The 22,116-nt window shown below is 73.1% G+C and carries 20 protein-coding genes; 5 read left to right on the top strand and 15 right to left on the bottom strand.

What is annotated here, in order from left to right; translation table 11 throughout:
* Window positions 1–18: 18 nt before the first annotated feature.
* From ACK8OX_RS13055 to ACK8OX_RS13090, 8 genes are all read right to left on the bottom strand, one after another.
* Window positions 19–984: an acetamidase/formamidase family protein gene (locus ACK8OX_RS13055; RefSeq protein ID WP_430664556.1), complete on the bottom strand. Its 966-nt coding sequence runs from the start codon at window positions 982–984 to the stop codon at window positions 19–21.
* An 82-nt stretch (window positions 985–1,066) separates the two neighbouring features.
* Window positions 1,067–1,795, bottom strand: a complete 729-nt coding sequence (locus ACK8OX_RS13060) for a hypothetical protein (protein WP_430664557.1) — start codon at window positions 1,793–1,795, stop codon at window positions 1,067–1,069.
* A complete protein-coding gene (corA, locus tag ACK8OX_RS13065; RefSeq protein ID WP_430664558.1) occupies window positions 1,786–2,769 on the bottom strand; it encodes a magnesium/cobalt transporter CorA in 984 nt (327 codons plus the stop codon). The genes ACK8OX_RS13060 and corA overlap by 10 nt, the downstream gene beginning before the upstream one ends.
* Window positions 2,770–2,824: 55 nt before the next feature.
* Entirely contained in the window at window positions 2,825–3,517 is a 693-nt protein-coding gene (gene mtnC / locus ACK8OX_RS13070) for an acireductone synthase (protein ID WP_430664559.1), read from the bottom strand.
* On the bottom strand, window positions 3,514–4,053 hold the full coding sequence (locus ACK8OX_RS13075) for a 1,2-dihydroxy-3-keto-5-methylthiopentene dioxygenase (RefSeq protein WP_430664560.1): 540 nt from the start codon (window positions 4,051–4,053) through the stop codon (window positions 3,514–3,516). Before ACK8OX_RS13075 ends, mtnC begins: the two co-directional genes overlap by 4 nt.
* Complete coding sequence (locus ACK8OX_RS13080) at window positions 4,050–4,661, bottom strand: methylthioribulose 1-phosphate dehydratase (protein WP_430664561.1); 612 nt, start codon at window positions 4,659–4,661, stop codon at window positions 4,050–4,052. The genes ACK8OX_RS13075 and ACK8OX_RS13080 overlap by 4 nt, the downstream gene beginning before the upstream one ends.
* Window positions 4,658–6,676 carry a TRAP transporter permease gene (locus ACK8OX_RS13085; RefSeq protein ID WP_430664562.1) on the bottom strand — a complete coding sequence of 673 codons (2,019 nt, stop codon included), beginning with the start codon at window positions 6,674–6,676 and terminating at the stop codon, window positions 4,658–4,660. The genes ACK8OX_RS13080 and ACK8OX_RS13085 overlap by 4 nt, the downstream gene beginning before the upstream one ends.
* Before the next feature lie 140 nt (window positions 6,677–6,816).
* Window positions 6,817–7,089 carry a twin-arginine translocase TatA/TatE family subunit gene (locus tag ACK8OX_RS13090; RefSeq protein ID WP_430664563.1) on the bottom strand — a complete coding sequence of 91 codons (273 nt, stop codon included), beginning with the start codon at window positions 7,087–7,089 and terminating at the stop codon, window positions 6,817–6,819.
* Between the two features lie 417 nt (window positions 7,090–7,506).
* Between ACK8OX_RS13090 and ACK8OX_RS13095 the strand changes: the two genes are divergently transcribed.
* Window positions 7,507–8,517 carry a TerC family protein gene (locus tag ACK8OX_RS13095; RefSeq protein WP_430664564.1) on the top strand — a complete coding sequence of 337 codons (1,011 nt, stop codon included), beginning with the start codon at window positions 7,507–7,509 and terminating at the stop codon, window positions 8,515–8,517.
* A gap of 323 nt (window positions 8,518–8,840) precedes the next feature.
* The gene (locus ACK8OX_RS13100; RefSeq protein WP_430664565.1) at window positions 8,841–9,047 is read left to right on the top strand and encodes a cold-shock protein; all 207 of its coding nucleotides are present in this window, start codon (window positions 8,841–8,843) and stop codon (window positions 9,045–9,047) included.
* 75 nt (window positions 9,048–9,122) lie between these two features.
* Here the strand turns inward: ACK8OX_RS13100 and ACK8OX_RS13105 are convergent, their stop codons facing one another.
* From ACK8OX_RS13105 to ACK8OX_RS13125, 5 genes are all read right to left on the bottom strand, one after another.
* A complete protein-coding gene (locus tag ACK8OX_RS13105; protein ID WP_430664566.1) occupies window positions 9,123–10,094 on the bottom strand; it encodes a Bug family tripartite tricarboxylate transporter substrate binding protein in 972 nt (323 codons plus the stop codon).
* 198 nt (window positions 10,095–10,292) lie between these two features.
* Window positions 10,293–10,790: a CHAP domain-containing protein gene (locus ACK8OX_RS13110; protein ID WP_430664567.1), complete on the bottom strand. Its 498-nt coding sequence runs from the start codon at window positions 10,788–10,790 to the stop codon at window positions 10,293–10,295.
* Between the two features lie 39 nt (window positions 10,791–10,829).
* Complete coding sequence (locus ACK8OX_RS13115; protein WP_430664569.1) at window positions 10,830–11,744, bottom strand: hydroxymethylglutaryl-CoA lyase; 915 nt, start codon at window positions 11,742–11,744, stop codon at window positions 10,830–10,832.
* Entirely contained in the window at window positions 11,741–12,934 is a 1,194-nt protein-coding gene (locus tag ACK8OX_RS13120) for a CaiB/BaiF CoA transferase family protein (protein WP_430664570.1), read from the bottom strand. Before ACK8OX_RS13120 ends, ACK8OX_RS13115 begins: the two co-directional genes overlap by 4 nt.
* 232 nt (window positions 12,935–13,166) lie before the next feature.
* Window positions 13,167–14,432, bottom strand: coding sequence for a glutamate-5-semialdehyde dehydrogenase (locus ACK8OX_RS13125; protein ID WP_430664571.1), 1,266 nt, complete (start codon window positions 14,430–14,432; stop codon window positions 13,167–13,169).
* A gap of 99 nt (window positions 14,433–14,531) precedes the next feature.
* On the opposite strand from ACK8OX_RS13125, the gene ACK8OX_RS13130 reads away from it, so the two are divergent.
* The 3 genes from ACK8OX_RS13130 (at window position 14,532) to ACK8OX_RS13140 (ending at window position 19,225) form a co-directional block, all read left to right on the top strand.
* A complete protein-coding gene (locus tag ACK8OX_RS13130; protein WP_430664572.1) occupies window positions 14,532–15,548 on the top strand; it encodes an SAM-dependent methyltransferase in 1,017 nt (338 codons plus the stop codon).
* Window positions 15,549–15,690: 142 nt separating this feature from the next.
* The gene (locus tag ACK8OX_RS13135) at window positions 15,691–15,816 is read left to right on the top strand and encodes a hypothetical protein (RefSeq protein WP_430664573.1); all 126 of its coding nucleotides are present in this window, start codon (window positions 15,691–15,693) and stop codon (window positions 15,814–15,816) included.
* Between the two features lie 142 nt (window positions 15,817–15,958).
* On the top strand, window positions 15,959–19,225 hold the full coding sequence (locus ACK8OX_RS13140; RefSeq protein ID WP_430664574.1) for a calcium-binding protein: 3,267 nt from the start codon (window positions 15,959–15,961) through the stop codon (window positions 19,223–19,225).
* Window positions 19,226–19,279: 54 nt separating this feature from the next.
* Here ACK8OX_RS13140 and ACK8OX_RS13145 read toward each other — a convergent pair whose 3' ends face one another.
* Window positions 19,280–19,732 carry a DUF488 family protein gene (locus ACK8OX_RS13145; protein WP_430664575.1) on the bottom strand — a complete coding sequence of 151 codons (453 nt, stop codon included), beginning with the start codon at window positions 19,730–19,732 and terminating at the stop codon, window positions 19,280–19,282.
* The gene (locus ACK8OX_RS13150; RefSeq protein ID WP_430664577.1) at window positions 19,729–22,035 is read right to left on the bottom strand and encodes an NADP-dependent malic enzyme; all 2,307 of its coding nucleotides are present in this window, start codon (window positions 22,033–22,035) and stop codon (window positions 19,729–19,731) included. The genes ACK8OX_RS13145 and ACK8OX_RS13150 overlap by 4 nt, the downstream gene beginning before the upstream one ends.
* Between the last annotated feature and the right edge of the window lie 81 nt (window positions 22,036–22,116).

Raw genomic sequence — 22,116 nt, forward strand, 5'->3', positions numbered from 1 at the left:
CCGCGGCGGGCGCGACGTTCAGAAAAACAGGCCCTTCCTTAACATGCCGTGAACGCCCTTCTCGCCGTTCACCGTCTGGGTCACCCGGAAGTCCACGGCGAGGGAACAGAGCTGGTACGCATCCGCCGCGCTGACATTCATCCGCGCGGCGATGAAGGCGATCATCTCCCGCAGGGCCTGCTTCATCGCGAGGTCGAGATCCTCGTTCATGCCCATCGAGATGTAGTGGGTCGCGGTCTCCGCCCGCGGCTGGCGCAGCATCGGGTCCCGCGCGCCGCCGCCCTTCTCGACGCTCAGTCGGAAATGCCCGGTCAGGCACATCTCGAGCGCGTTGATGCAGACCTCGCCGTCGCCCTGCACGCCGTGGCCGTCGCCGGCGGAGAACATGGCGCCTTCCACATGCACGGGCAGCCACAGCGTCGCGCCCGCGCCGATCTCCTTGTTGTCGAGGTTGCCGCCATGCGCCCGCGGTTCCTTGGTGGAGATGCGGCCCCATTCGGCCGGCGGCGCCACGCCCATCACGCCGAAGAAGGGGCTGAGCGGGATGGTGACCCCCGGGCCCACCGGCACGGTGCAGGTCATCGCGTCGCGGTCCACCGGGATGTGCAGCATCCGCGCGAAGGGGAAGTCCTCGGGCAGCGTGCCGACCAGCGGGCGGAAGCCGCAGAAGCCCCAGTCGGCGCCGAGGTCGATCCGCTCGATCTCGACGCGCAGCGCATCCCCCGGCTCGGCGCCCGCCACCGCGACGGGGCCGGTGAGGAGATGCGGGCCGAGGCGCGGCGGGCCCGCGGCGTGCAGCGCGGCCAGCGCGGGCGGCACCTTCAGCCCCGTCTCCGGCCCTGGCAGCACCTCCGGCGCGCCGGAGACGCATTCCAGCACCACCAGGTCGCCGCTGCCCACCGTCAGGACCGGCGGGAAGGACGCGTCGAAGGCGCCCCAGCGGATGGTCTCGGGCGTCGCGGCGACGCGGTGGGTGGCGGGCATGGCACGGTCCTCGCGGGAAGGGTCGCCGCACACAAGCCCGCGCCCGGCGCAGGGTCAATCCGGCCCCATGCCGCCGGGCGGGTCAGCCGCCGCGCAGGCTGGCGCGCAGGCGGCGCTGGTCGTCGGGGCAGATGCGGCCGAGCCGCCGGTATTCCTCCGCGCTGTCGATCGCGGCGTGGCCTGCCTCCCGCGCGGCGCGCAGGCGTTCCAGCACCGGCTCCACCGTCCGCGCCAGATCGTCTTGCAGGGCGATGGCGGCTTGCCCGGCATCGGCGGCCCGCACCTCGGCGCGCCCGGTCCAGGCGCGGGCGGTGGCGCGCAGCTCCTCCGACGCGTCGCGCAGCGTGCGGCGGTTCACCTCGGCGTGGCGGCGCTCATGAGCCAGCACCTCCCGCGCGAGGCAGCCGTCCCGCGGCAGTTCCCGCGCGAGGCGGATGGTGTGCTCGGCATGGACGAGGCTGAGCCGCACCTCGGAGGGCAGGCCGCAGACCGGGCCGCCGGCGGGGCCCTGGCTGCGGACCGTGATCTCGCTTCGCCACTCCACCCGCGACAGGGTGAGGCCGAGGTGGTGGAGCTGGCCCGGCCCTTCCGGCCCGCCGCCGCCGGCCTGCACCCGCAGCTGCGCGGCGGGAAGGGGCGGCAGCAGCCGCGGCTCCGGGTCCTGCAGCGTGACGCGCAGCGCCGGCGCCCCGCGCGGCGGGCAGGCCGGGCCGGTGACCGGCTGCGGCGGGGGCAGGGCCGGCGCCTCCTGCGCCGCGGCGACGGCGGGCGGCAGCAGCAGCAGGCCGAGGAGCGCGGCCCTCAGAGCCATCCCTTCCGCTTGAAATAGAGGATCGGCAGCAGCGCGGAGACGACCATCAGCACCAGCGCCATCGGATAGCCCCACACCGCCTTCAGCTCCGGCATGAACTCGAAGTTCATGCCGTAGATGCTGGCGATCAGGGTCGGCGGCATCAGCGCCACCGAGGCGACGGTGAAGGTCTTGATGATGGCGTTCTGCTCCACGTTCAGGATGCCCAGCACGGCATCGAGCAGGAAGTTCGCCTTGTTGTTGAGAAAGCCCGCGTGATCGACGAGGGAGCGCACGTCCCGCACCAGGGTCTTGATCAGCACCTGGTTCTCCTTCCGCACCGCCGTCGCCTTCTCCGCCCCCACGAAGGTCAGGATGCGCGTCAGGCCGAGCAGGGTCTCCGAGGCGCGGGTCGTCACCTCCCCCACCTGGCCGAGCGTGATCAGCGCCTCGCGCAGGTCGCGGTCGCGGACGGTGGCCTTCACCTTCGCCCGCGCGCTGCGGAAGGCGGCGGCGGAGGCACGGTCCATGTCGCTGCCGACGCGTTCCAGTATGTCCGCCAGGCGGTCCACGATCTGCTCGAACAGGTGCAGCATCACCCCGTCCGGCGTCGCCACCAGCCCCGGGCTGCGCTGGCAGCGCACGGCGAAGACGCTGAAGGCCTTCGGCGTCTGGTACCGCACGGTGATCAGCGCGGCGTTGCCAAGCACGAAGGTGATGGGGGTGGAGCCGTATTCGCCCCCCTCCACGCCGTAGAGGAAGTTGGCGGTGAGGAACAGCACGTCGTCCTCGCGGTAGAGCCGCGAGGAGCTTTCGATCTCCTCCATTTCCTCGCGCGTCGGAACCTCGAGCCGCAGCGCCGACTGCACGGCGCGCTCCTCCTCCGCTGTCGGGTTCAGCAGGTCGATCCAGACGGCGCGGCGCAGTTCCTCCGCGGGCAGCAGGCCATCGCGGACGGAGACGCGGCCTTCGGCGGGGACGTAGGAGGTGAGCATGGCGCGGTCTCCCGCCGGCGGTGGGGCCGGGTGTAGCCCCGTCCGCGCCGGGCTGTCACCCCACCGGCTGCGGCAGCCCGAAGCCCCGCGCGACGGCGGGGAAGTCCGCCGCCTGCGGGTGGCGCCCGCAGGGGATGGTGCCGTCCGCGGCCCGCACCAGCTGGCAGGTGGCGAGCCCGGCGGCCGCCGCCGCGTCCAGCTCCTCCGCGACGTCGGACAGGAACAGGACCGCGCCCGGCGCGGCGCCCAGTTCGCCGGCGATGCGCCCATAGGATGCGGCGTCCCGCTTGCCGCCCATCCGGGTGTCGAAGAAGCCGCCGAACAGCCCCAGCAGGTCGCCCGCCACGGAATGCCCGAACAGCAGCCGCTGCGCCGCGACCGAGCCCGAGGAATAGACCGCGAGCCCGATCCCCCCCGCATGCCAGGCGCGCAGGCAGCCCGGCACGTCGGGCCAGAGATGGCCGCGGATGCGCCCATCCTCGAACCCCGCGCGCCAGATCAGGCCCTGGAGCGACTTCAGCGGCGTCGCCTTCGCATCCTCCGCCATCCAGCGCCGCAGCGTCGCGCGCGGGTCGGGGCCCGGCACCTCGGCCAGGATGGCGGCGACCTCCGGCTCCGCGCCATGCGCGTCGAGGAAGCCGTCCAGCGCCGCCTCTGCGAAGGGGAACAGCGTCTCCTTCACGAAGGCGATGGCGCTGGTCGTGCCCTCGATGTCGGTGAGGACGACGCGGATCGCCCCCGCCGTCACGCCGTGGCGGCCGGGAAACGCGCCGCCATGTCGGTGCCGGTGTAGTGCGGCGTCCAGCCGGAGGTGTCGGTGAAGACGCGCACCACCGCGAAGGACGGGCTCTCCCCCGCGTCGAACCAGTGCCGCGAATTCGCCGGCACGCTGATCAGGTCGCCCGGGCCGCAATGCGCGTCGAACACCTTGCCGTCCAGGTGCAGCACGAAGTTGCCCGTGCCGGCGTGGAAGAAGCGCACCTCGTCTTCCGTATGCGTGTGCTCGGAGAGGAACTTGGCGCGCATCGCGTCCTTCATCGGGTGGTCCGGCGTCAGCTTGATGACGTCGGCCGTGCCCGCGCCGGTCGAGGCGAGGAAGGCGTCGAGATGCGGGCGGTAGGCGGCGAGGATGGCATCCGCATCGGCGTCGTCCGGCAGGTCGGCCCGCGGCCAGCGTTCGAAGCGGACGCCGACGGCCCCCAGCTCGGCGGCCATCCGCTCCGGGTCCTCGGTCACCATCAGCTGCGCGTTGGACGCGGCGTCCCAGACGGTCAGGCGGCTCATCGCATCCTCCTGTGTTCGAGCTCGCAGGCGAGCATGAATTCCAGCGCCTCCATGCGCGCCAGCGCGGCGTCCATGTCGCGGGCCCAGACATAGGAACCATGGCCGCGGATCAAGTAGCCCGGCGGTATGGGTGACATGCGGTCCCAGGCGGCGTCGAGCCCGCGCTGCATCCGCGCGATGTCCTGGTCGTTCGGCACCACCGGCAGCGCCACCGCGGCGTCATGCGTCGGCCCGCCGGGGAAGGCCTTCAGCAGCTCGTACCCCGCCAGCACCAGGCTTTCCCCCGCCAGGCGCGACAGGGCGGTGCCGGGCACCGAATGGCCGTGCAGCACGGCGCCGGCATCGGGGAAGCGGCGGTAGATGCCGCAATGCAGCAGCGTCTCGGCCGAGCTGCGCCGCCCCGGCTCCTCCGCCACGCCGTCGAGGTCCACCACCATGACGTCGCCGGCCGCCAGGAACCCCTTGTGCCGGCCCGAGACGGTGACGGCGAGGCGCCGCGCATCCAGCCGGACGGAGATGTTGCCCGCCGTGGCCGGCACCCAGCCGAGCCTGTCGAGCCGCCGCCCCGCCGCGACGATCGCCTCCGCGGCCGCGGGCGGGACGCTCATGCCGGGCGCTCCGCCGGATGCGCCCGGCGCTGCCGCAGCAGCAGCAGGAGGCCGAGGGAGAGGCCCGCCAGGTCCGTCCAGCCCTCGGGAATCATCAGCATCAGCCCCGCGGCCCCGGCCGCGAGGCGCAGCGGCAGCGGGAGCGGGCCGTTCAGCATCCACCCCTCGGTGGAACAGGCCAGCAGCCAGACGCCGAGCGAGGCGGTGACGAAGACCTGCAGGACCAGCGCGAGGTCGCCCTGCGCCAGCAGCGCCGGCGACAGCCAGAACATGAAGGGCACGATGAAGGTGGCCAGCCCGAGCTTCACGGCGATGACGCTGGTGCGCCACATGTCGGCGCCGGCCATCGACGCCGCGGCGAAGGACGCCAGCGCCACGGGGGGCGTGATGGCCGACAGGATCGCGAAGTAGAAGATGAACATGTGCGCCACCAGCGGGTCCACGCCGATGCGGATCAGCCCCGGCGCGACCACCGCCGCCGCGATCGCATAGGCCGCCGTGGTCGGCACCCCCATGCCGAGGATGATCGCCACCACCATGGTGAACACCATCGCGAGGAAGGTGGAGGTCCCGGCGATGTCGAGCAGCATGGTCGCGAAGCGCCCGCCGATGCCGGTCAGCCCGATCACGCCCGCCACGATGCCCGCCGCCGCGCAGACCGCGATGAGCTGCATCACCTCCTTCGCGGAGCCGGACAGCGCGGCCTCGATCGCGCGCAGCGTCTCCATCGCCGCGCCGCCGAGGGCCGCGGGCAGCGACTGGCCCCGCACCGCCATCCGGTGCGCCAGCGCCGTCAGCACCATGATGGCGATGGTCGCGGCGATGCCGATGGCGGCCGCGCGGAAGGGCGAATAGCCCATCAGCAGGATGCCGATCAGCAGCACCAGCGGCGCCGCCATGTAGGCGCGCCGCGCGATGTCCGCCCAGCGCGGCAGCTCGTCCCGCCGCAGGCCGCGGATGCCGGCCTTGCGCGCGTTCAGGTCGCAGTGGATGTAGTTGGCCAGGTAGAACAGCAGCGCCGGGATCAGCCCGGCCAGCGCGATCTCGGTATAGGGGCGGCCCAGCACCTCGGCCATGATGAAGGCGCCCGCGCCCATCACCGGCGGCGTGATCTGCCCGCCGGTCGAGCTCGTCGCCTCGACCGCCGCCGCCGTCTCCCGGTCGTAGCCGACGCGGCGCATCATCGGGATGGTGAAGGCGCCCGACGCGACGACATTGGCCACCGCGCTGCCCGAGATGGTGCCGAACAGGATGCCGGAGACGACGGTGACCTTCGCCGGCCCGCCGCGCGCGCGGCCGACGAGGGCGAGGGCAAAGTCGTTGAAGTAGTCCCCCGCCTTCGAGGCCTGGAGGAAGGCGGCGAAGGTGACGAACAGGATGATGAAGGTCGCCGAGACCTGCACGATGGTGCCGAGCACGCCGTTGTTGCCGAACAGCTCGACCACGGCGGCGTCCCATTCCACGCCGCGGTGGAACAGGATGCCGGGCATCCAGGGGCCGACGAAGCAGTAGGCGATGAAGACCACCGCGATCAGCGGCATCACCAGCCCCGCCGTGCGGCGCGCGAATTCCAGCACCAGCAGGATGCCGACCGTGCCCGCCGCCAGGTCCTGCCAGTTCGGGCCCATGAAGCTCCGCATCTCGATCCCGTCGGCATCGAGGATGTAGTGGGCGGGCACCAGCAGGCAGGGGATCATCAGCGCCCAGTCGTGCCAGGGCACGCGCCGCCCGGGGTCGCCGCTGGCGCGCGGCGCGAAGAGCGCGAAGCCGAGCGCGGCGCCGAGGAAGACGTGCACCGCGCGGGAGACGGTGGGATCGACCGGCGCGACCAGCAGGATCCACATGTGCCACAGCACGAAGGCCGCCGCCGCCGCCCGCCAGGCGGTGCCCTGCCACCCCGCGAGGTCGCGGCGGGCGGAGGCGAATTCCATGTCGTCCACCTGCGCCACCGGGTCGGGCAGGGCGCCGGCAGGCGTGCCCGATGCGGCGCCGGTGCCATTCGGCGCGTTGGTCATGACATCCCCCCCAAAGCGCGACGCGCCGGCCCCGTCTGGCGGGGTCGGCGCGGCAGGTCCCCGCGCGGCCGACCGTAGGGCCGACCGGCGCGAGGTTCAATCTGGGGCCGGACCCGGGGCCGGGGACCGCAAGCCGAAGGTCAGGCGGCCGGGCGGCTCGGGTTGGCGGCCGTGCCCTGGGCGGGCTGGGCGGTGGTGGGGGCGGCGATGGAGCCGGCGGGCTGCGCCGGGGTCTGCGCCGCGGCATCGGCCGCCATCGAGGCGTCCTTGCCGTCATCCTCCTTCATGTTCTGCTTGAAGGACTTGATGCCCTTGGCCAGGTCGCCCATCAGGCCGCTGATCTTGCCGCTGCCGAAGAGCAGCAGGATGACCAGCAGCACGACCAGCCAGTGCCAGATGCTGAACGAACCCATCGTGACGCCTCGATCCCAGTTACGGCCCGCCTGGCAGGGCGGGCCGGGTTGCTTCGGGGCCGGACACTAAGCTGGCAAGGCCGCCGGCGCAAACCGGGACATGGCGCCGGCCGGGGGCAGACACAACCGGGGGGGCGGCGGAATCCGGCGTGCCCGGCCGGATTCCGCGCAATCCGGGTGGCGCGGGTGGATGTCCGAAAAATTTCAGCGCGTCCATCATACCGGGGGGTTGAAATTTTGTAAGGTATTGGCCAATTCGCACCCGCTGATCCGGGCCCCTCTGGCGGACCGGGTGCCGGGAGGGCCTGCACGCCCCGCCCCGGCCCCGTCGCGATGTCGGATCGCCAGAGAACCACCGGGCCCGGCCGCGCGAAAGCGTGGCGGGGTCCCTACGTGCAACCGCCCGGAGCGACGCGCATGGATTTCCTTCTGCTTGAATGGATCGGCAAGCCGGTCTGGATGTGGCTCGGCTTCCTCACCATCGTCTTCGCCCTCCTCGCCTTCGACCTCGGCGTCCTCCACAAGGAGGACAAGGAGATGGGCATCTCGGAGAGCCTGTGGCTGTCCGCCTTCTACATCGGCTTCGCCATCCTCTATGGCGGGGCGATCTGGTGGGCCTACGAGGCGGGGCTGATCACCACCGCCGACGACACCCATGCCGGCATCACCTACTTCACCGGCTTCTTCATCGAGAAGGCGCTGTCGATCGACAACGTCTTCGTCATCAGCCTGATCTTCACCTTCTTCGCGATCCCCCGGAAATACCAGTACCGGGCGCTGGTCTGGGGCATCGTCGCGGTGATCGTGCTGCGCGGCCTGATGATCGGCATCGGCGCGGCGCTGGTGCAGGAATACAGCTGGGTCCTCTACATCTTCGGCGCCTTCCTGATCGCCACCGGCATCAAGATGCTGGTGGTGCCGGAGAGCGACCCGGACATGTCGAAGAACCCGGTGGTGCGCTTCTTCAAGAAGCACATGCGCGTCACCGACGAGCTGCACGACCAGAAGTTCTTCGTCCGCAAGCCGGACCCCACCACCGGCAGGCTGGTGGTCTGGGCGACGCCGCTGTTCCTGGCGCTGGTGGTCATCAACATCGCCGACCTGATCTTCGCGGTGGACAGCGTGCCGGCGATCTTCGCGATCACCACCGACACCTTCATCGTCTACACCGCGAACATCATGGCCATCCTCGGCCTGCGCGCGCTGTACTTCGCGCTCGCCGCCATGGTGCACCGCTTCCACTACCTGAAATATGCGCTGGCGCTGGTGCTGGTGTTCATCGGCGGCAAGATCTTCTGGAACCAGATCTTCGGGAAGGTGGACCCGGCCATCTCGCTCGGCGTCACGCTGGCGATGATCGCGGGCGGCATCTTCTACTCGCTCTGGAAGACCCGCGACGACCCGCAGGAGAAGGAGAAGGTGGCCTGACCCCGCGCGCGGCCGGCTGACCGGTGGGCTGAAAGGGGGGGCGGTTCCGGACGGGACCGCCCCCTTTCCGTGCCCGGGCGGCGCGGTGCCTACGGGTTCGTGATCGCCCCCGGCGCGAGTTTGCTTGCATTCGGGGCCGCGAAGGCGCATTTTGCCCCCCGTCAGCCTCGTTTGGTTCGGCCCGCTCTCCCAGCTCGTGATTGCGTCCATCGGCAACGATGGGCTCGGATCGAGCGCCGAGCCCGCAGCCCGTCCGCTCCGAAGATTGATCCGCCCTGCAATCGCGCGGGGTGGCACACTCGTTTCCGAAGGGGAACCCTCCCATGTCCCAGGGCACCGTGAAGTGGTTCAACGCCACCAAGGGCTACGGCTTCATCCAGCCGTCTGACGGCACTGCCGACGTGTTCGTCCACATCACCGACGTGCAGCGCTCCGGCCTGACCGAACTGCGCGAGGGCGCGCAGATCGAGTTCGACGTCCAGCGCGGCAACAACGGCAAGCTCTCGGCCTGCAACCTCAAGGTTGGCTGAGAGGCGGCGCCTTCGGGCACCGCAACTGGAAGGGGCGGCCCCGCAGGGGACCGCCCCTTTTTTCTGGGCTTCCCCTCAGCTCTCCGGCCGGATGCCGAGCCGGCGGATCAGCCCGCCCCAGCGCTCGATCTCGGCGCGTTGCAGGGCGGCGAACTCGGCCGGCGTGGAGCCCACCGGCTCGAACCCCGCCGCTTCCAGCACCCGCCGCTGGTCAGGGCTGGCCAGCGCGACGCGGCATTCCTGCGCGATCCGCGCCGCGCGCTCCACCGGCATCCCCGCCGCGCCGAACAGGCCGATCCAGGCCACCGCCGGCTCCATGGAGGAGCCCGCCTCCGCCAGCGTCGGCACATCGGGCAGTTGCGGCATCCGCGCCGGGCCGGTGACCGCCAGCGCCCGCAGCGTCCCCTCCCTCACCTGGCCCGCCACGCCGGCGAGCGGCGCGAAATACAGCTGCAGCCGCCCCGCCACCAGGTCCAGCACCGCCGGCGCCACCCCGCGATAGGAAACGTGCTCCGCCCGGAACCCCTCCCGCGCGGCCAGGTCCTCGGTGATCAGGTGCGACAGCGTGCCGGGGCCGGTGGAGCCGAAGTTCAGCGCCCCCGGATGCGCCCGCGCATGGTCCACCAGCTCCCGCAGCGTGCGCGCCGGGACCGAGGGATGGACCGCCAGCACGAAGGGCAGCCGCGCCAGCAGCGACACCGGGGTGAGGTCCACCGCCGGGTCGAAGGTCAGGCTGGGGTTCAGCACCTTCGCCGTGCTGCCCGGCCCGCCGATGGTGACGCCGAGTGTGTGGCCATCGGTCGAGCGCGCCACCGCCTCGGTGCCGATGTTGCCGCCGCCGCCGGCACGGTTGTCCGCCACGAAGGGCTGGCCGAAGACCTGGGAGAGGTGCGGGATGACGGCGCGCGCCGCCATGTCGGGCGTGGAGCCGCCGGGGAAGCTCACGATGACCCGCACCGGGCGGTCCGGCCAGGCGGGCTGCGCGGCGGCGGGCAGGGCGCCGAGGGTGGCGCTGGCGGCGATCAGGCCGCGGCGGGTCAGGCGCATCGAAGGGTGTCCTCCCAGGGTCGTCCTGGCCGCAACATGCCGCGTCCGCGGCACGGGGCAAGCCGCCCCCCTTCTACCGCGCGGCAAGCCGCCTCTCCTTACCGCGCGGCAAGCCGCCCCTCCTTACCGCGCGGCAAGCCGCCCCTCTTTACCGCGCGGCAAGCCGCCCCTCTTTACCGCGCGGCAAGCCGCCCCTCTTTACCGCGCGGCAAGCCGCGACGCCGGATGCACGAAGCCCAGCGCCGGATAGGCGGTGGCGCCGAGATCCCCGATGCGGGGGTAGAAGACTCGCACGAGCGACCAGTCGCCCCGCGCCGAGACATCGACCACGCGCTGGTCGGTGGCGATCCGCCCGCGCGCGGCGCCGGAGGCCCAGTTGGCATGGTCCACCAGCACCTCCCGCCCGCCGACCACGCGGGAGACGACGGCGACATGGCCCGACGGGTTGCGCGGCGTGCGCGCCAGCACCAGCACGCTGCCCGGCCGCGGCGTGGACCCGCGCTCGTAGCGGCCGGCCGCCGCGTCCCACCACTGCCAGGCATCGCCGGCCAGCAGGATGCCCGACCGGGCGCGGGCATAGGGGACGCAGGACAGGGGCTCGCCCAGTTCGGGCCGCAGCGGCGCGACGGTGGCGACCTGCCGGCCGGACCCGCAGGCGGCCAGCAGCAGGCACAGCAGGAAGGGCGCGGCGCGCATTCCGCGCTTCTACCAGAAGGCGAGCCCGCCGCTCCAGCCTCAGGCCGCGTCGCGGGCCGCCGGCACCGCGCGCATCCGCCCGCCGGGCAGGCCCCCCGGCACGGCGGCCGCGAGGTCCGCGGCAGCGAGGAGCCTTGCCCAGCCGAGCCCCGTCTCCACCCCCATCCGCCGGAACAGCCAGGCGACATCCTCGGTCGCGACATTGCCCGTCGCCCCCGGCGCGAAGGGGCAGCCGCCGAGCCCGCCCGCCGCGCTGTCGATCACCCGGCACCCAGCCCCCCAGGCGGCCGCCACATTGGCCACGCCCATCCCGTAGGTGTCATGTCCGTGATAGGCCATCCGGCAGGACCCGTCCGGCGCCGGCCAGGACCGCACGGCGTGGCCGACCACGCGCGCCACCTGGTCCGGCGCGGCATTGCCCGTGGTGTCGCAGATGCCGATCTCCATCCAGGGGTCGATCGCCACCGCGCGCTCGACCCAGTCCAGCGCCTCCGCCTCCGGCACCACGCCCTCGAAGGGACAATGGAAGCAGCAGGAGAGGTTGAAGCGCACCCGCCGCCCCGCCGCGATCGCCTCCCGCGCAAGGGCGGCGAGTTCGGCGAAGCTCTCCGCGCGGGCGCGGTTCACGTTGGCCCTGTTGTGGGCCTCCGTCACCGACATGAAGAAGCCGAGTCGCTGCGCGCCCGACCCCATGGCGAGGTCGAAGCCGCGGCGGTTCGGCACCAGCACCGTGCATTCCAGCCCGTCGAGCGCGAGCGCCGCCCGCAGCACCTCCGCCGTGTCGGCCATCTGCGGCACCGCCTTCGGGCTGACGAAGGACCCGACCTCCATCCGCCGCAGGCCCGCGGCGTGCAGGGCGCGGACCAGCGCCACCTTCGCCTCCGTCGGCACGAAGGGACCGATGGATTGCAGCCCGTCGCGGGGCGCGACCTCGCTGATCGTGGCGCGGCTCATGCCTTCCCTCCCAGCAATCCGTTGAAGACGTGGTCGTCATGGGCGCCGACCGCCGGCGCGGTCCAGCGCACCATCTCGGGCGGGCTGACGCCATCGAAGCGGAAGGGGGCGGCGGGGTGCAGCAGCTTCGTCCCCAGCAGCGGGTCCTCCACCTCCATCACCGTCTGGCGGGCGCGGAAATGCGGGTCCTCCGCGCAGTCGCGCATGTCGTAGAGCCGCGAGACCGGGACCTCCGCCGCCTCCATCGCCGCCTCGGCCTCGGCCGCGGGCAGCGTCCGCGTCCAGGCGGCGATCGCGGCGTCGATCTCGGCCGCGTTGGCGCAGCGGCCGATATTGTCCCGCAGGCGCGGGTCCTCGGCCAGGTCGGGCCGGCCGATCGCCGCCATCAGGCGCTTGTAGATCAGGTCCGAATTCCCGCCGATGCAGAGCCACTTGCCGTCGGCGCAAGGATAGGTGTTGGTCGGCGCGGCCGTCGGCAGCGCCGCGCCGTGCGGCTGGCGGATGCGGCCGAACAGCCCGTATTCCGGCAGCATCCCCTCCATCAGCGAGAAGACGGAGGAGACGAGGTCCACGTCGATGATCCGCCCGCGTGCCGCCGGGTCCGCCTTGATGGCCCAGCAGGCCGAGACGGTGGCGAGGGCCGCGTAGATCCCCGCGATGTCGTCGCTGATCGACACGCCGCAGCGCGGCGGCGGGTGGTCGGTGACGCCGGGGGTGGCCGTCAGGTGCCGCAGGCCGCCCATCGCCTCCCCGATCGCGCCGAAGGCGGGCTTGTCGCGGTACGGCCCGTCCTGCCCGAAGCCGGAGACGCGGGCGATGACGAGCTTCGGGTTCAGCGCGTGCAGCGCCTCCGGCCCCAGCCCGATGCGCTCCAGGTAGCCGGGGCGGTAGTTCTCCACCAGCGCATCGGCGCGGGCCAGCAGCGCCCTGACGCGCGCCTTCCCCTCGGCCGATTTCAGGTCGGCGGTGACGCAGAGCTTGTTGCGGCCGTGGATGCTGAACCACACGGCATGGCCGTTCACCTGGCTGCCCCAGCCGCGATGCGGGTCGCCCTCGGGCGGCTCCACCTTGATGACCTCGGCGCCGAGATCGGCCAGCAGCCGCGTGGCGAAGGGCCCCGCGATGTAGTGGCCGAGTTCCACGACCTTCAGCCCCGTGAGCGGGAGCCCCGCAAGTGGCAGCGTCGCCATTCCGTCCTCCAGGCAGCAGCCGGACGATTATCCCTGCGGAAGAAGCAGGGAAAGACTCGCGACGGAAAGGATCGCGAAAGCACTCCGCGCGATAAGACAGGTGCGGGTGCCGCGCTTTGCACCCCGTCTCTCCCTCCCGGGTGCCGGTCTCTTCCCCCCCGATCTATCCGGCACCCAAGACTTGGGCCTCCCTTCGGGGAGGCCCTTCTTTTTCCGTCCCTTGCCGGGGGCGTCACGGCCGGGTCTGGCCGGTGCCGATCACCTGGTAGCGGTATGTGCAGAGCTGCTCCAGCCCGACCGGGCCGCGGGCATGCATCCGCCCGGTGGCGATACCGATCTCGGCGCCGAAGCCGAATTCGCCCCCGTCGCAGAACTGCGTGGACGCGTTCCACATCCCGACCGCGGAGCCGAGCCGGTCGAGGAAGTGCCGCGCCGCGGCCTCGTCCCCGGTGACGATCGCCTCCGTATGCTCGCTGCCGTGGCGGCGGATGTGGTCCAGCGCGTCGTCCACGCCGTCCACCACCTTCACCGACAGCACGGCGTCCAGCCATTCGGTGTCGAAGTCGCCCTCCGCCGCCGGCTCCAGCTCCGGCAGGATGGCGCGGGCGCGCGGGTCGGCGCGGAAGCGGCAGCCCAGCGCGCGCAGGTCGGCGACGATGGCGGGCAGCAGCGCGGGCGCGATGGCGGCGTCGATCAGCAGCGTCTCGGTCGCGCCGCAGATGCCGGTGCGGCGCATCTTGGCGTTGGCGACGAGGCTGCGCGCCATCGCAGGGTCGGCCGCGGCGTGGACATAGGTGTGGCAGAGCCCCTCGGCATGGGCGAGGACCGGCACGCGCGCTTCCTGCTGCACGCGTTCCACCAGGCCCTTGCCGCCGCGCGGCACGATCAGGTCGATCCGCCCCGCCGCGCGCAGCATGGCGGCGACATAGCCGCGGTCGGCGGTGGTGGCGACCTGCACGCAGGCCTCCGGCAGCCCCGCCGCGCGCAGCCCCTCCGCCAGGCAGGCATGGATGGCGCCGGCCGAGCGGAGCGATTCCCGCCCGCCGCGCAGGATCACCGCGCTGCCCGCCTTGAGGCAGAGCGCGCCGGCATCGGCCGTCACGTTCGGGCGGCTTTCGTAGATCATGCCGACCACGCCGATCGGCTGGGCGACGCGGCGGATCACCAGGCCGTTCGGGCGCGTCCATTCGGCCAGCACGCGGCCGACCGGATCGGGCAGGGCGGCGACCTCCTCCAGCCCGCGCGCCATCGCCTCGATCCGGGCGGGGGTCAGGGTCAGGCGGTCCAGATAGGCGGCGGACAACCCCCCGGCCGCCGCCACATCCTCGGCATTGGCGGCCAGCAGGGCGTCCCGCCGGGCGCGCAGCGCATCGGCGGCGGCGGCCAGCGCCCGGTCCTTCAACGGTCGCGGCGCGACGGCCAGCGCGTGCGACGCCTCCCGCGCGGCATGCGCGGCGGCGTCCAGCAGGCGGGCGGATTCGTCGGCGACGACGGTCATCGGGTTGTCCTCCTGGGCGTCTCCCTAGCGCAGCGGCGGTGCCGAGGCCATCGCGGCGGCACCCTCGACAGCGGGGCGCATCCGGGCGAAAGGCCGGGCATGGGGCGGGTCGCCAATGCATTGCTGCAACGCTGGCACCGGCTGAGGCTGCGGCTCAGCCAGGGCGGCGCCATGTCGCCCGAGCTGCGCCACGCCGCCTGGAACACCAAGCTGATGGGCGCGGCCTATTCGCGCCAGCTCTACGCCGCCGGCCTCGCCGGGCCCGGCCTGCCGGCGCCCGAGCGGCCGGTGCGGGTCGGCCTGTCCGGCGGCGTCGCCCGGCAGGACGCGATCGAGGCGCCCTGGCTGCGCCACTGGTGCGCGCGGCTCGGCATGGTGCCGCTCTACCACCGCAAGGTGTGGGAGGAATGCTTCGCCGCCCAGGCGCTGTGGGAGGCGGGGATGCTCGCCCCCGGCCGGCGCGGCATCGGCTTCGCGGTGGGGCGCGAATACCTGCCCGCCTTCGCGGCCGCGCAGGGGATGGAGGTGCTGGCCACCGACCTGCGCCCCGACGACGCCCGCGCCCGCATGTGGCACGACAGCGGCCAGCATGCGGGGGAGGCGGACCACCTGTTCCTGCCCCACCTGATCGACCGCGTCAGCTTCGATGCGCGCGTCCGCTTCCGCGACGTGGACATGGCCCGAATCCCGCCCGACCTGCTGGCGGGCGGCTTCGACTGCCTCTGGTCCGTCTGCGCCTTCGAGCATCTGGGCAGCCTCGACGCCGGGCTGGACTTCGTGACCCGCGCCATGGCCTGCCTGAAGCCCGGCGGCATCGCGGTGCACACCACCGAGTTCAACATGGAGCCCGACGGTCCCACCCTCTCGCGCGGGACCACCGTGCTCTACCAGCGCCGCCACATCGAGGCGCTGGGCGAGCGCCTCGCGAAGCTGGGCCACCACCTGCTGCCGGTGGACTACGAGGGCGGCGCCGGCGTGCTGGACCGCTTCGTGGACCTGCCGCCCTTCGCCGAGCCCGACGGGCGCCTGGCGGTGGAGGACGCGCCGCATCTGCGGCTGTCCTTCAAGGGGCATGTTGCGACCTCGATCGGGCTGATCATCCAGGCGGGGGGATAGCGCCGGTCCCGCAAGGGACAGGTTGGCGGGGAAGGTGCGGGTCACGGAAACGGGACGGCAACCTTCGCGGTGCAGCATGCGTCCTGAAGGTGCACCGCGCCGTATCGGCCAGGATGGCGCAACCCATGTCCGGGTGGCTTCCATGACCTTGATCCTGCGATCCCTGAAGGGCCTGCGCCGCTGGCTGCGCTACCAGCCGGAACGGCGCTACATGCGCGGCGGCGCGGCCCGGCGCGGCGCGGCGCAGGACCCGCCCGCCCGGGGTTGATCCGGCTGCCACCGGTCCGGCCAGGCCAGCAGGGCACCGATGCGAACGAACCGGATCGGTTCGCGTTGTGGTTGAAACGACAGCACATTAACTATCCCTTGATGCGGGGCCGCGCCGTGCGTGCCCCTCCCTGGGATGAACCATGTCCGGCCTTTTCGCCCCGCGCTTCTCCGCCCTCGGCACCATCACCGACGCGGACGGCAACATCCTCCCCTTCCTCGAAGTGACGGCCCCGCCGGGGGCGACGTCGCTCTGGGTGCGCTGGAGCGACGGCGCGGTCACGCTCGACACCTCATCCGGCTTCCCCGGGCAGCCCATGCCCATCACGGGCTACCATGAATTCACCGCCCCTTTCCTTGATGCCGGCGGCGACATGGTCGGCGACGGGCTGAACGACAGCTACCGCATCGTGGTGGAGGCGGGCTTCGCCAGCGGGCCCGCGCAGCGCGTGGTGCTCCATGCCTTCGACGACCGCGCCTCCGCCATCGGCATCCGGCGCCTCGGCGCGGAGCTGTCGGACGCGGTGAATGCCGGGTCGGGCGCCGACACGCTGGCCGGCCGCGGCGGCGACGACATCCTGTCCGGCAATGGCGGGCATGACCGCCTCGACGGTGGCGCGGGCGCGGACCAACTGACCGGCGGCGCGGGCAACGACATCCTCGCGGGCGGTGATGGGGACGACGTCCTCGAGGGCGGCGACTTCGGCGTGACGGAAAACGGCTTCGACGTGCTCGACGGCGGCGCCGGCAATGACCGGCTGAGCCTCGGCGGCGGCGGCGGCCGCGGCTTCGGTGGCCTCGGCGACGACCACCTCTCGGTCTCCACCATCTATTTCGGCGGCGCCGTCCCGAACCGCGGCGCGGTGCTGTTCGACGGCGGCGACGGCCGCGACACGCTGCTCGGCGCCGGCGGCGCGGACCGGCTGTTCGGCCAGGCCGGGGATGACAGGGCGGAGGGCGGCGCCGCGAATGACCTGATCGACGGCGGCGACGGCAACGACACGCTGCTCGGCGAGGGGACCTTCGGCTTCGGCCCGACGCTGACCGGCGCCGACACGCTGTCCGGCGGCGCCGGCAACGATTCGATCAGCGGCGATGCCGGCGCGGACCGGCTGCACGGCGACGACGGCAACGACATGCTGGTCGGCGACGGCGCCATGCTCAGCCCCTCGCTCGCCGGGGCCGACACGATGTTCGGCGGCGGGGGGCGGGACACGCTCCTCGCAGGCGACGGCAACGACCTGCTGGCGGGCGAGGCGGATGGCGACCTGCTGCTGGGCGGCGCCGGGGCGGACAGCCTTTCGGGCGGCGATGGCGACGACCTGCTGTCCGGCGACGGCCTGTTCTTCACGCCCGGACTCTCCGCGAATGGCGGCCTCCCGATCGTCACCGAGGCCGCGGACAGCCTGGGCGGCGCCGACACGCTGGATGGCGGGCTCGGCAGGGACACGCTGGGCGGCGGCGCGGGCGCGGATCGCCTGCTCGGCGGCCTCGACAACGATTCGCTCCGCGGTGGCGGCGGCAACGACCTGCTGCTCGGCGGCGATGGCGCCGACAGCGTCGAGGGCGACGAGGGTGCCGATGCGCTGGACGGCGCGGAGGGCGACGACCGGCTGCTGGGCGGCGCGGGCGCCGACAGCCTGGCGGGCGGCACCGGCAATGACCTTCTCGAAGGCGACGGCGCCCTGACCCTGTCGGCCGGCGGCGCCTTCCTCCCCGGCGCGGACACGCTGGATGGCGGGATCGGCAACGACACGCTGCGCGGCGGCGCCGCCGCGGACAGGCTGCTGGCCGGCGACGGCGACGACCTGCTGGAGGGCGATGGCGGGGAGGTGTTGGGCTTGCCTCCTTCCGTTCCGGGCGGCGCGGCGGACAGCCTGGGGGGCGCCGACACGCTGCTGGCCGGGCTCGGCGCGGACACACTGCTGGGCGGCGCGGGCAACGACCTGCTGGCGGGCGAGGCCGGGTCCGACCTGCTGCTGGGCGGCTCCGGGGCGGACAGCCTCTCGGGTGGCGATGGCGACGACCTGCTGGCCGGCGACGGCACCTTCCTCGGGGTCGCCGGCCCGCCGGGCACCCCGCCCAGCCTCCTCGAAGTGGCGGACAGCCTTGGCGGCGCGGACACGCTCGATGCCGGGCTCGGCGCGGACACGCTTCGCGGCGGCGGCGGGGACGACCGGCTCGGTGGCGGCGCGGGGAGCGACCAGGTGCTGGGCGGCGCCGGGGCGGACAGCCTCTCGGGCGGCGATGGCGACGACCTGATGGCCGGCGACGGGTCCTTCGTCTCGACCTTCGGGATGCCGGGCGGCAGCCCGACCGTCATCGATGCCGCGGACAGCCTCGGCGGCGCCGACACGGTCGATGGCGGGGCGGGGGCGGACACACTGACCGGCGGCGCGGGGGGCGACCGGCTGCTGGGCGGCACCGGCGCCGACCAGCTGTTCGGCGGCGCGGGAGGCGACCTCCTCTCCGGCGGCGACGGCGACGACCTGCTGGCCGGCGACGGCCAGGGCCTCAACCCCTTCTTCGCCGGCATGCCCGCGGTCATGGACGCGATCGGGGGCGGCGCGGACACGCTGGATGGCGGCCTCGGCGCGGACACGCTGCTGGGCGGCGAGGCGAATGACCGGCTGGCCGGCGCCGCGGGCAACGACATCGCCCATGGCGGGCTCGGGGCGGATGCGCTCTCGGGCGGCGACGGCGACGACCTGCTGGCGGGCAACGCCGTGAACCTCAGCCCGTTCGGCTTCGGCGACACGCTGGACGGGCCGGACACGCTGCGCGGCGGGACCGGCGCGGACACGCTGCTCGGCGATGGCGGCGCCGACCTGCTGGCGGGCGAGGAGGGCGATGACAGCCTCGCCGGCGGCGCTGGGGCGGACCGCATGAGCGGCGACGACGGCAACGACACGCTGTTCGGCGGCGTCGATGCCGGGCTGTCCTTCCTGTTCGGCGCCACCGACGACGGCGATGACCGCCTCGACGGTGGCGCGGGGAACGACAGCCTCTCGGGCGGCGGCGGCGCCGACCTCATCCTGGCCGGCGCGGGCATGGACACCGTGGCGGGCGGCACCGGCGCCGACAACATCGTCGCCACGGCCGATGGCGAGGCGGACCTGTTCCTGTTCCGGGACTACGACCAGGGCGTGGACCGCATCAGCGGCTTCGAGGCGGGGATCGACAAGGCCTGGCTGAGCTTCCAGGGGCTTTTCCTCAGCCCGCTTGCCGTCCGCATCGGCGCCTCGCCGGTGGCCGACAACCTCGGCTCGCCGCCGGCCTGGGTGCTCTACGACACCGGGACGGGCGAACTCAGCCTCGACCTCGACGGCAACGGCGCCGGCGCGCCGGTGCTGATCGCAGTCTTCGCGGGCCGCCCGGCGCTGTCGGCGGGGGATTTCATCCTGGGCTGAGCGCAGGACGCGGGCCGGGGGCAGCCCCGGCCCGCGGATGCCGCGCGGCGGGCGTCACCCCGGCGCGGCAGGCCCGGGCGCGAGGTGGCGGACGGGAAGCCCGACCGCCTCCGCCACCAGCGTCCGGTGGCAGCGCGCGGGGTCGGCTTCCAGGCACAGCAGGCAGACCGGCTGCCGCCGCGCCAGGTCGCGCAGGGCGGCCAGCGCGGCCTGCGCTTCCACCCCTTGCAGGTGGGCGCCGAAGATGCGGCGCATCTCGTCCGCCCGGCCTTCCCGCACCGCCTGCCGCCCGGCCGCCGGGGTGCCGAGGGCGGGGAGGTGGAGGTAGCCGATCCCCGCCCCCTCCAGCGCCGCCGACAGCGCGCGCTTGGCGAAGCCGGGCCGGCGGCTGTTGGCCAGGGCCCGCACATCCACCAGCACCGCGACGCCGGCCGCGGAGAGCGCGCCGAGGAGGCGCGGCGGCGTCGCCTCCTCGTAGCCGATGGTGAAGACGGGCGTCCCGCTCACCTCGGGATCGCGGCATGCGCCGCGAGGCAGGCGATGTCGAGGATCTGGGTGATCCCCGATTCCATCCCGACGATCTGCACCGGCGCCGACAGCCCCATCAGCAGCGGGCCGATGGTCTGGGCGCTGGTCAGGCGGGGCACCGCCTTGGTCAGGATGTGGGCGGCGTGCAGGCCCGGCATCACCAGCACATTGGCGGGGCCGGTCAGGCGGCAGAAGGGATAGACCTGCGCGCGCAGCGCCGGGTCCAGCGCCACGTCGGCCGCCATCTCGCCGTCGTACTGGAAGTCCACGCCGCGCGCATCCAGCAGGCGCACCGCCTCGCGCACGGACCCCGGGATGCCGCCCTTCGGGTCGCCGAAGGTGGAGAAGGACAGGAAGGCCACCCGCGGCTCGTGCCCCAGGCGCCGCGCGGCGGCGGCGGCGCGCACCGCGATCTCGGCCAGCGTCGCGGCATCGGGACGTTCATGGATGGCGGTGTCGGCCACCAGCACCGTGCCCGACCGCCGCGCCAGCAGCAGCGTCAGCCCGAACAGCACGCTGTCCGGCGCCGGGTCGATCACCGTCCGCACGCCTTCCAGCGTCGAGGAGTAGCTGCGGGTCGAGCCCGTCACCATCGCATCCGCATCGCCCATCGCCACCATGCAGGCGGCGAAGACGTTGCGGTCCTGGTTCACCATCCGCTGGCAGTCGCGCAGCAGGAAGCCTTCCCGCTGGCGCTTGGCGTAGAGCCATTCGGCATAGACGCGGTTGCGGTCGGACAGGCGGGCGTTGTGGATCTCGATCCCGTCCGGCAGCGGGATGCCGAGCGCCGCGACCGTCGCGTTGATCCGGTCCTCCCGCCCCACCAGCACCGGCGTGCCGTAGCCGGCGTTGCGGAAGGCGATGGCGGCGCGGATCACCTTCTCCTCCTCGCCCTCGGCGAAGACCACCTTGCGCGGGTTGGCCTGCACGCGTTCGGCGATCGCCTCCATCGCGCCCGCGGTCGCGTCCAGCCGGTGGGCCAGGTCGCGCGCGTAGCGGTGCAGGTCGGTGATCGGCCGGCGCGCCACGCCGCTGTCCATCGCAGCCTTCGCCACGGCGGGCGACACGCGGCTGATCAGGCGGGGATCGAAGGCGTTCGGGATGATGTACTCGGGCCCGAAGCGCAGCGAGGAACCGGCGCCCGCGCCCGCCACCTCCTCCGGCACGTCCTCCCGCGCGAGCATGGCCAGCGCCTCGGCCGCCGCGACCTTCATCGCGTCGTTGATCGTGCTGGCGCGGACGTCGAGCGCGCCGCGGAAGATGAAGGGGAAGCCGAGGACATTGTTGACCTGGTTCGGGTAGTCCGACCGCCCGGTGGCGATGATGCAGTCGGGCCGGACGGCCCGCGCCTCGTCCGGCGTGATCTCGGGGTCGGGGTTGGCCATGGCGAAGATGATCGGGTGGGCGGCCATGCTGCGGACCATCTCCGGCGTCACCGCGCCCTTGACGGACAGGCCCATGAAGCAGTCCGCGCCTTCCATCGCCTGGGCCAGCGTGCGCGCCGGCGTGTCGGACGCATGGGCGGACTTCCACTGGTTCATCCCGTCGGTCCGGCCGCGGTGGATGACGCCCTTGGTGTCCGCCAGGATGACGTTCTGCGGGCGGATGCCCATGGCCTTCACCAGCTCGGCGCAGGCGATGGCCGCGGCGCCCGCGCCGTTGATCACCAGCTTCACCGTCTTCAGGTCGCGCCCGGTCAGGTGGCAGGCGTTGATCAGCCCCGCCGCGGCGACGATCGCCGTGCCGTGCTGGTCGTCGTGGAAGACCGGGATGTCCATGATCTCTCGCAGGCGCTGCTCGATCACGAAGCATTCGGGCGCCTTGATGTCCTCGAGGTTGATGCCCCCGAAGCTGGGGCCGAGGTAGCGCACGCAGTTCACGAAGGCGTCCACGTCCTCGGTCGAGACGCAGAGATCCATGGAATCGACATCGGCGAAACGCTTGAACAGCGCCGCCTTGCCCTCCATCACCGGCTTCGAGGCCAGCGCGCCGAGATTGCCGAGGCCGAGCACGGCGGTGCCGTTGCTGATGACCGCGACGAAGTTGCCCTTCGAGGTGTAGTCGTAGGCCAGGGCCGGGTCGCGGTGGATGTGCAGGCAGGGCTCCGCCACGCCCGGGCTGTAGGCCAGGCTGAGGTCGCGGGCGGTGGTCAGCGGCTTGGTCAGCCGGATCTCAAGCTTGCCCGGGCGCCCTTCCGCGTGCAGCGCGAGCGCCTCCTCCGCGGTGATGCGGGCGGTGCGTGTGTCGCCCGTCGCCTCGGCCGTCTTGCGCGCGTCGTCCATCTTTCCCGGATTCCCCAACTGCTCGCCCTCCTTATGGAACCCGGCGGCGCGTGGCGGAAGCCGGGCGCTTCGCAGGTGCGG

The sequence above is a fragment of the Falsiroseomonas sp. CW058 genome (assembly GCF_050563535.1).
Classification (GTDB): Bacteria; Pseudomonadota; Alphaproteobacteria; order Acetobacterales; family Acetobacteraceae; genus Falsiroseomonas.

Bases quoted from the DNA above. Each gene is read 5' to 3' on its own strand.
- ACK8OX_RS13080 (WP_430664561.1), bottom strand. From the start codon at position 4,661: ATGAGCGTCCCGCCCGCGGCCGCGGAGGCGATCGTCGCGGCGGGGCGG.
- ACK8OX_RS13110 (WP_430664567.1), bottom strand. From the start codon at position 10,790: ATGCGCGCCGCGCCCTTCCTGCTGTGCCTGCTGCTGGCCGCCTGCGGG.
- ACK8OX_RS13125 (WP_430664571.1), bottom strand. From the start codon at position 14,432: ATGACCGTCGTCGCCGACGAATCCGCCCGCCTGCTGGACGCCGCCGCG.
- ACK8OX_RS13075 (WP_430664560.1), bottom strand. From the start codon at position 4,053: ATGAGCCGCCTGACCGTCTGGGACGCCGCGTCCAACGCGCAGCTGATG.
- ACK8OX_RS13120 (WP_430664570.1), bottom strand. From the start codon at position 12,934: ATGGCGACGCTGCCACTTGCGGGGCTCCCGCTCACGGGGCTGAAGGTC.
- ACK8OX_RS13135 (WP_430664573.1), top strand. From the start codon at position 15,691: ATGACCTTGATCCTGCGATCCCTGAAGGGCCTGCGCCGCTGGCTGCGC.
- ACK8OX_RS13100 (WP_430664565.1), top strand. From the start codon at position 8,841: ATGTCCCAGGGCACCGTGAAGTGGTTCAACGCCACCAAGGGCTACGGC.
- ACK8OX_RS13140 (WP_430664574.1), top strand. From the start codon at position 15,959: ATGTCCGGCCTTTTCGCCCCGCGCTTCTCCGCCCTCGGCACCATCACC.
- ACK8OX_RS13105 (WP_430664566.1), bottom strand. From the start codon at position 10,094: ATGCGCCTGACCCGCCGCGGCCTGATCGCCGCCAGCGCCACCCTCGGC.
- corA (WP_430664558.1), bottom strand. From the start codon at position 2,769: ATGCTCACCTCCTACGTCCCCGCCGAAGGCCGCGTCTCCGTCCGCGAT.
- ACK8OX_RS13055 (WP_430664556.1), bottom strand. From the start codon at position 984: ATGCCCGCCACCCACCGCGTCGCCGCGACGCCCGAGACCATCCGCTGG.
- ACK8OX_RS13085 (WP_430664562.1), bottom strand. From the start codon at position 6,676: ATGACCAACGCGCCGAATGGCACCGGCGCCGCATCGGGCACGCCTGCC.
- ACK8OX_RS13090 (WP_430664563.1), bottom strand. From the start codon at position 7,089: ATGGGTTCGTTCAGCATCTGGCACTGGCTGGTCGTGCTGCTGGTCATC.
- ACK8OX_RS13150 (WP_430664577.1), bottom strand. From the start codon at position 22,035: ATGGACGACGCGCGCAAGACGGCCGAGGCGACGGGCGACACACGCACC.
- ACK8OX_RS13130 (WP_430664572.1), top strand. From the start codon at position 14,532: ATGGGGCGGGTCGCCAATGCATTGCTGCAACGCTGGCACCGGCTGAGG.
- ACK8OX_RS13060 (WP_430664557.1), bottom strand. From the start codon at position 1,795: ATGGCTCTGAGGGCCGCGCTCCTCGGCCTGCTGCTGCTGCCGCCCGCC.
- ACK8OX_RS13095 (WP_430664564.1), top strand. From the start codon at position 7,507: ATGGATTTCCTTCTGCTTGAATGGATCGGCAAGCCGGTCTGGATGTGG.
- ACK8OX_RS13115 (WP_430664569.1), bottom strand. From the start codon at position 11,744: ATGAGCCGCGCCACGATCAGCGAGGTCGCGCCCCGCGACGGGCTGCAA.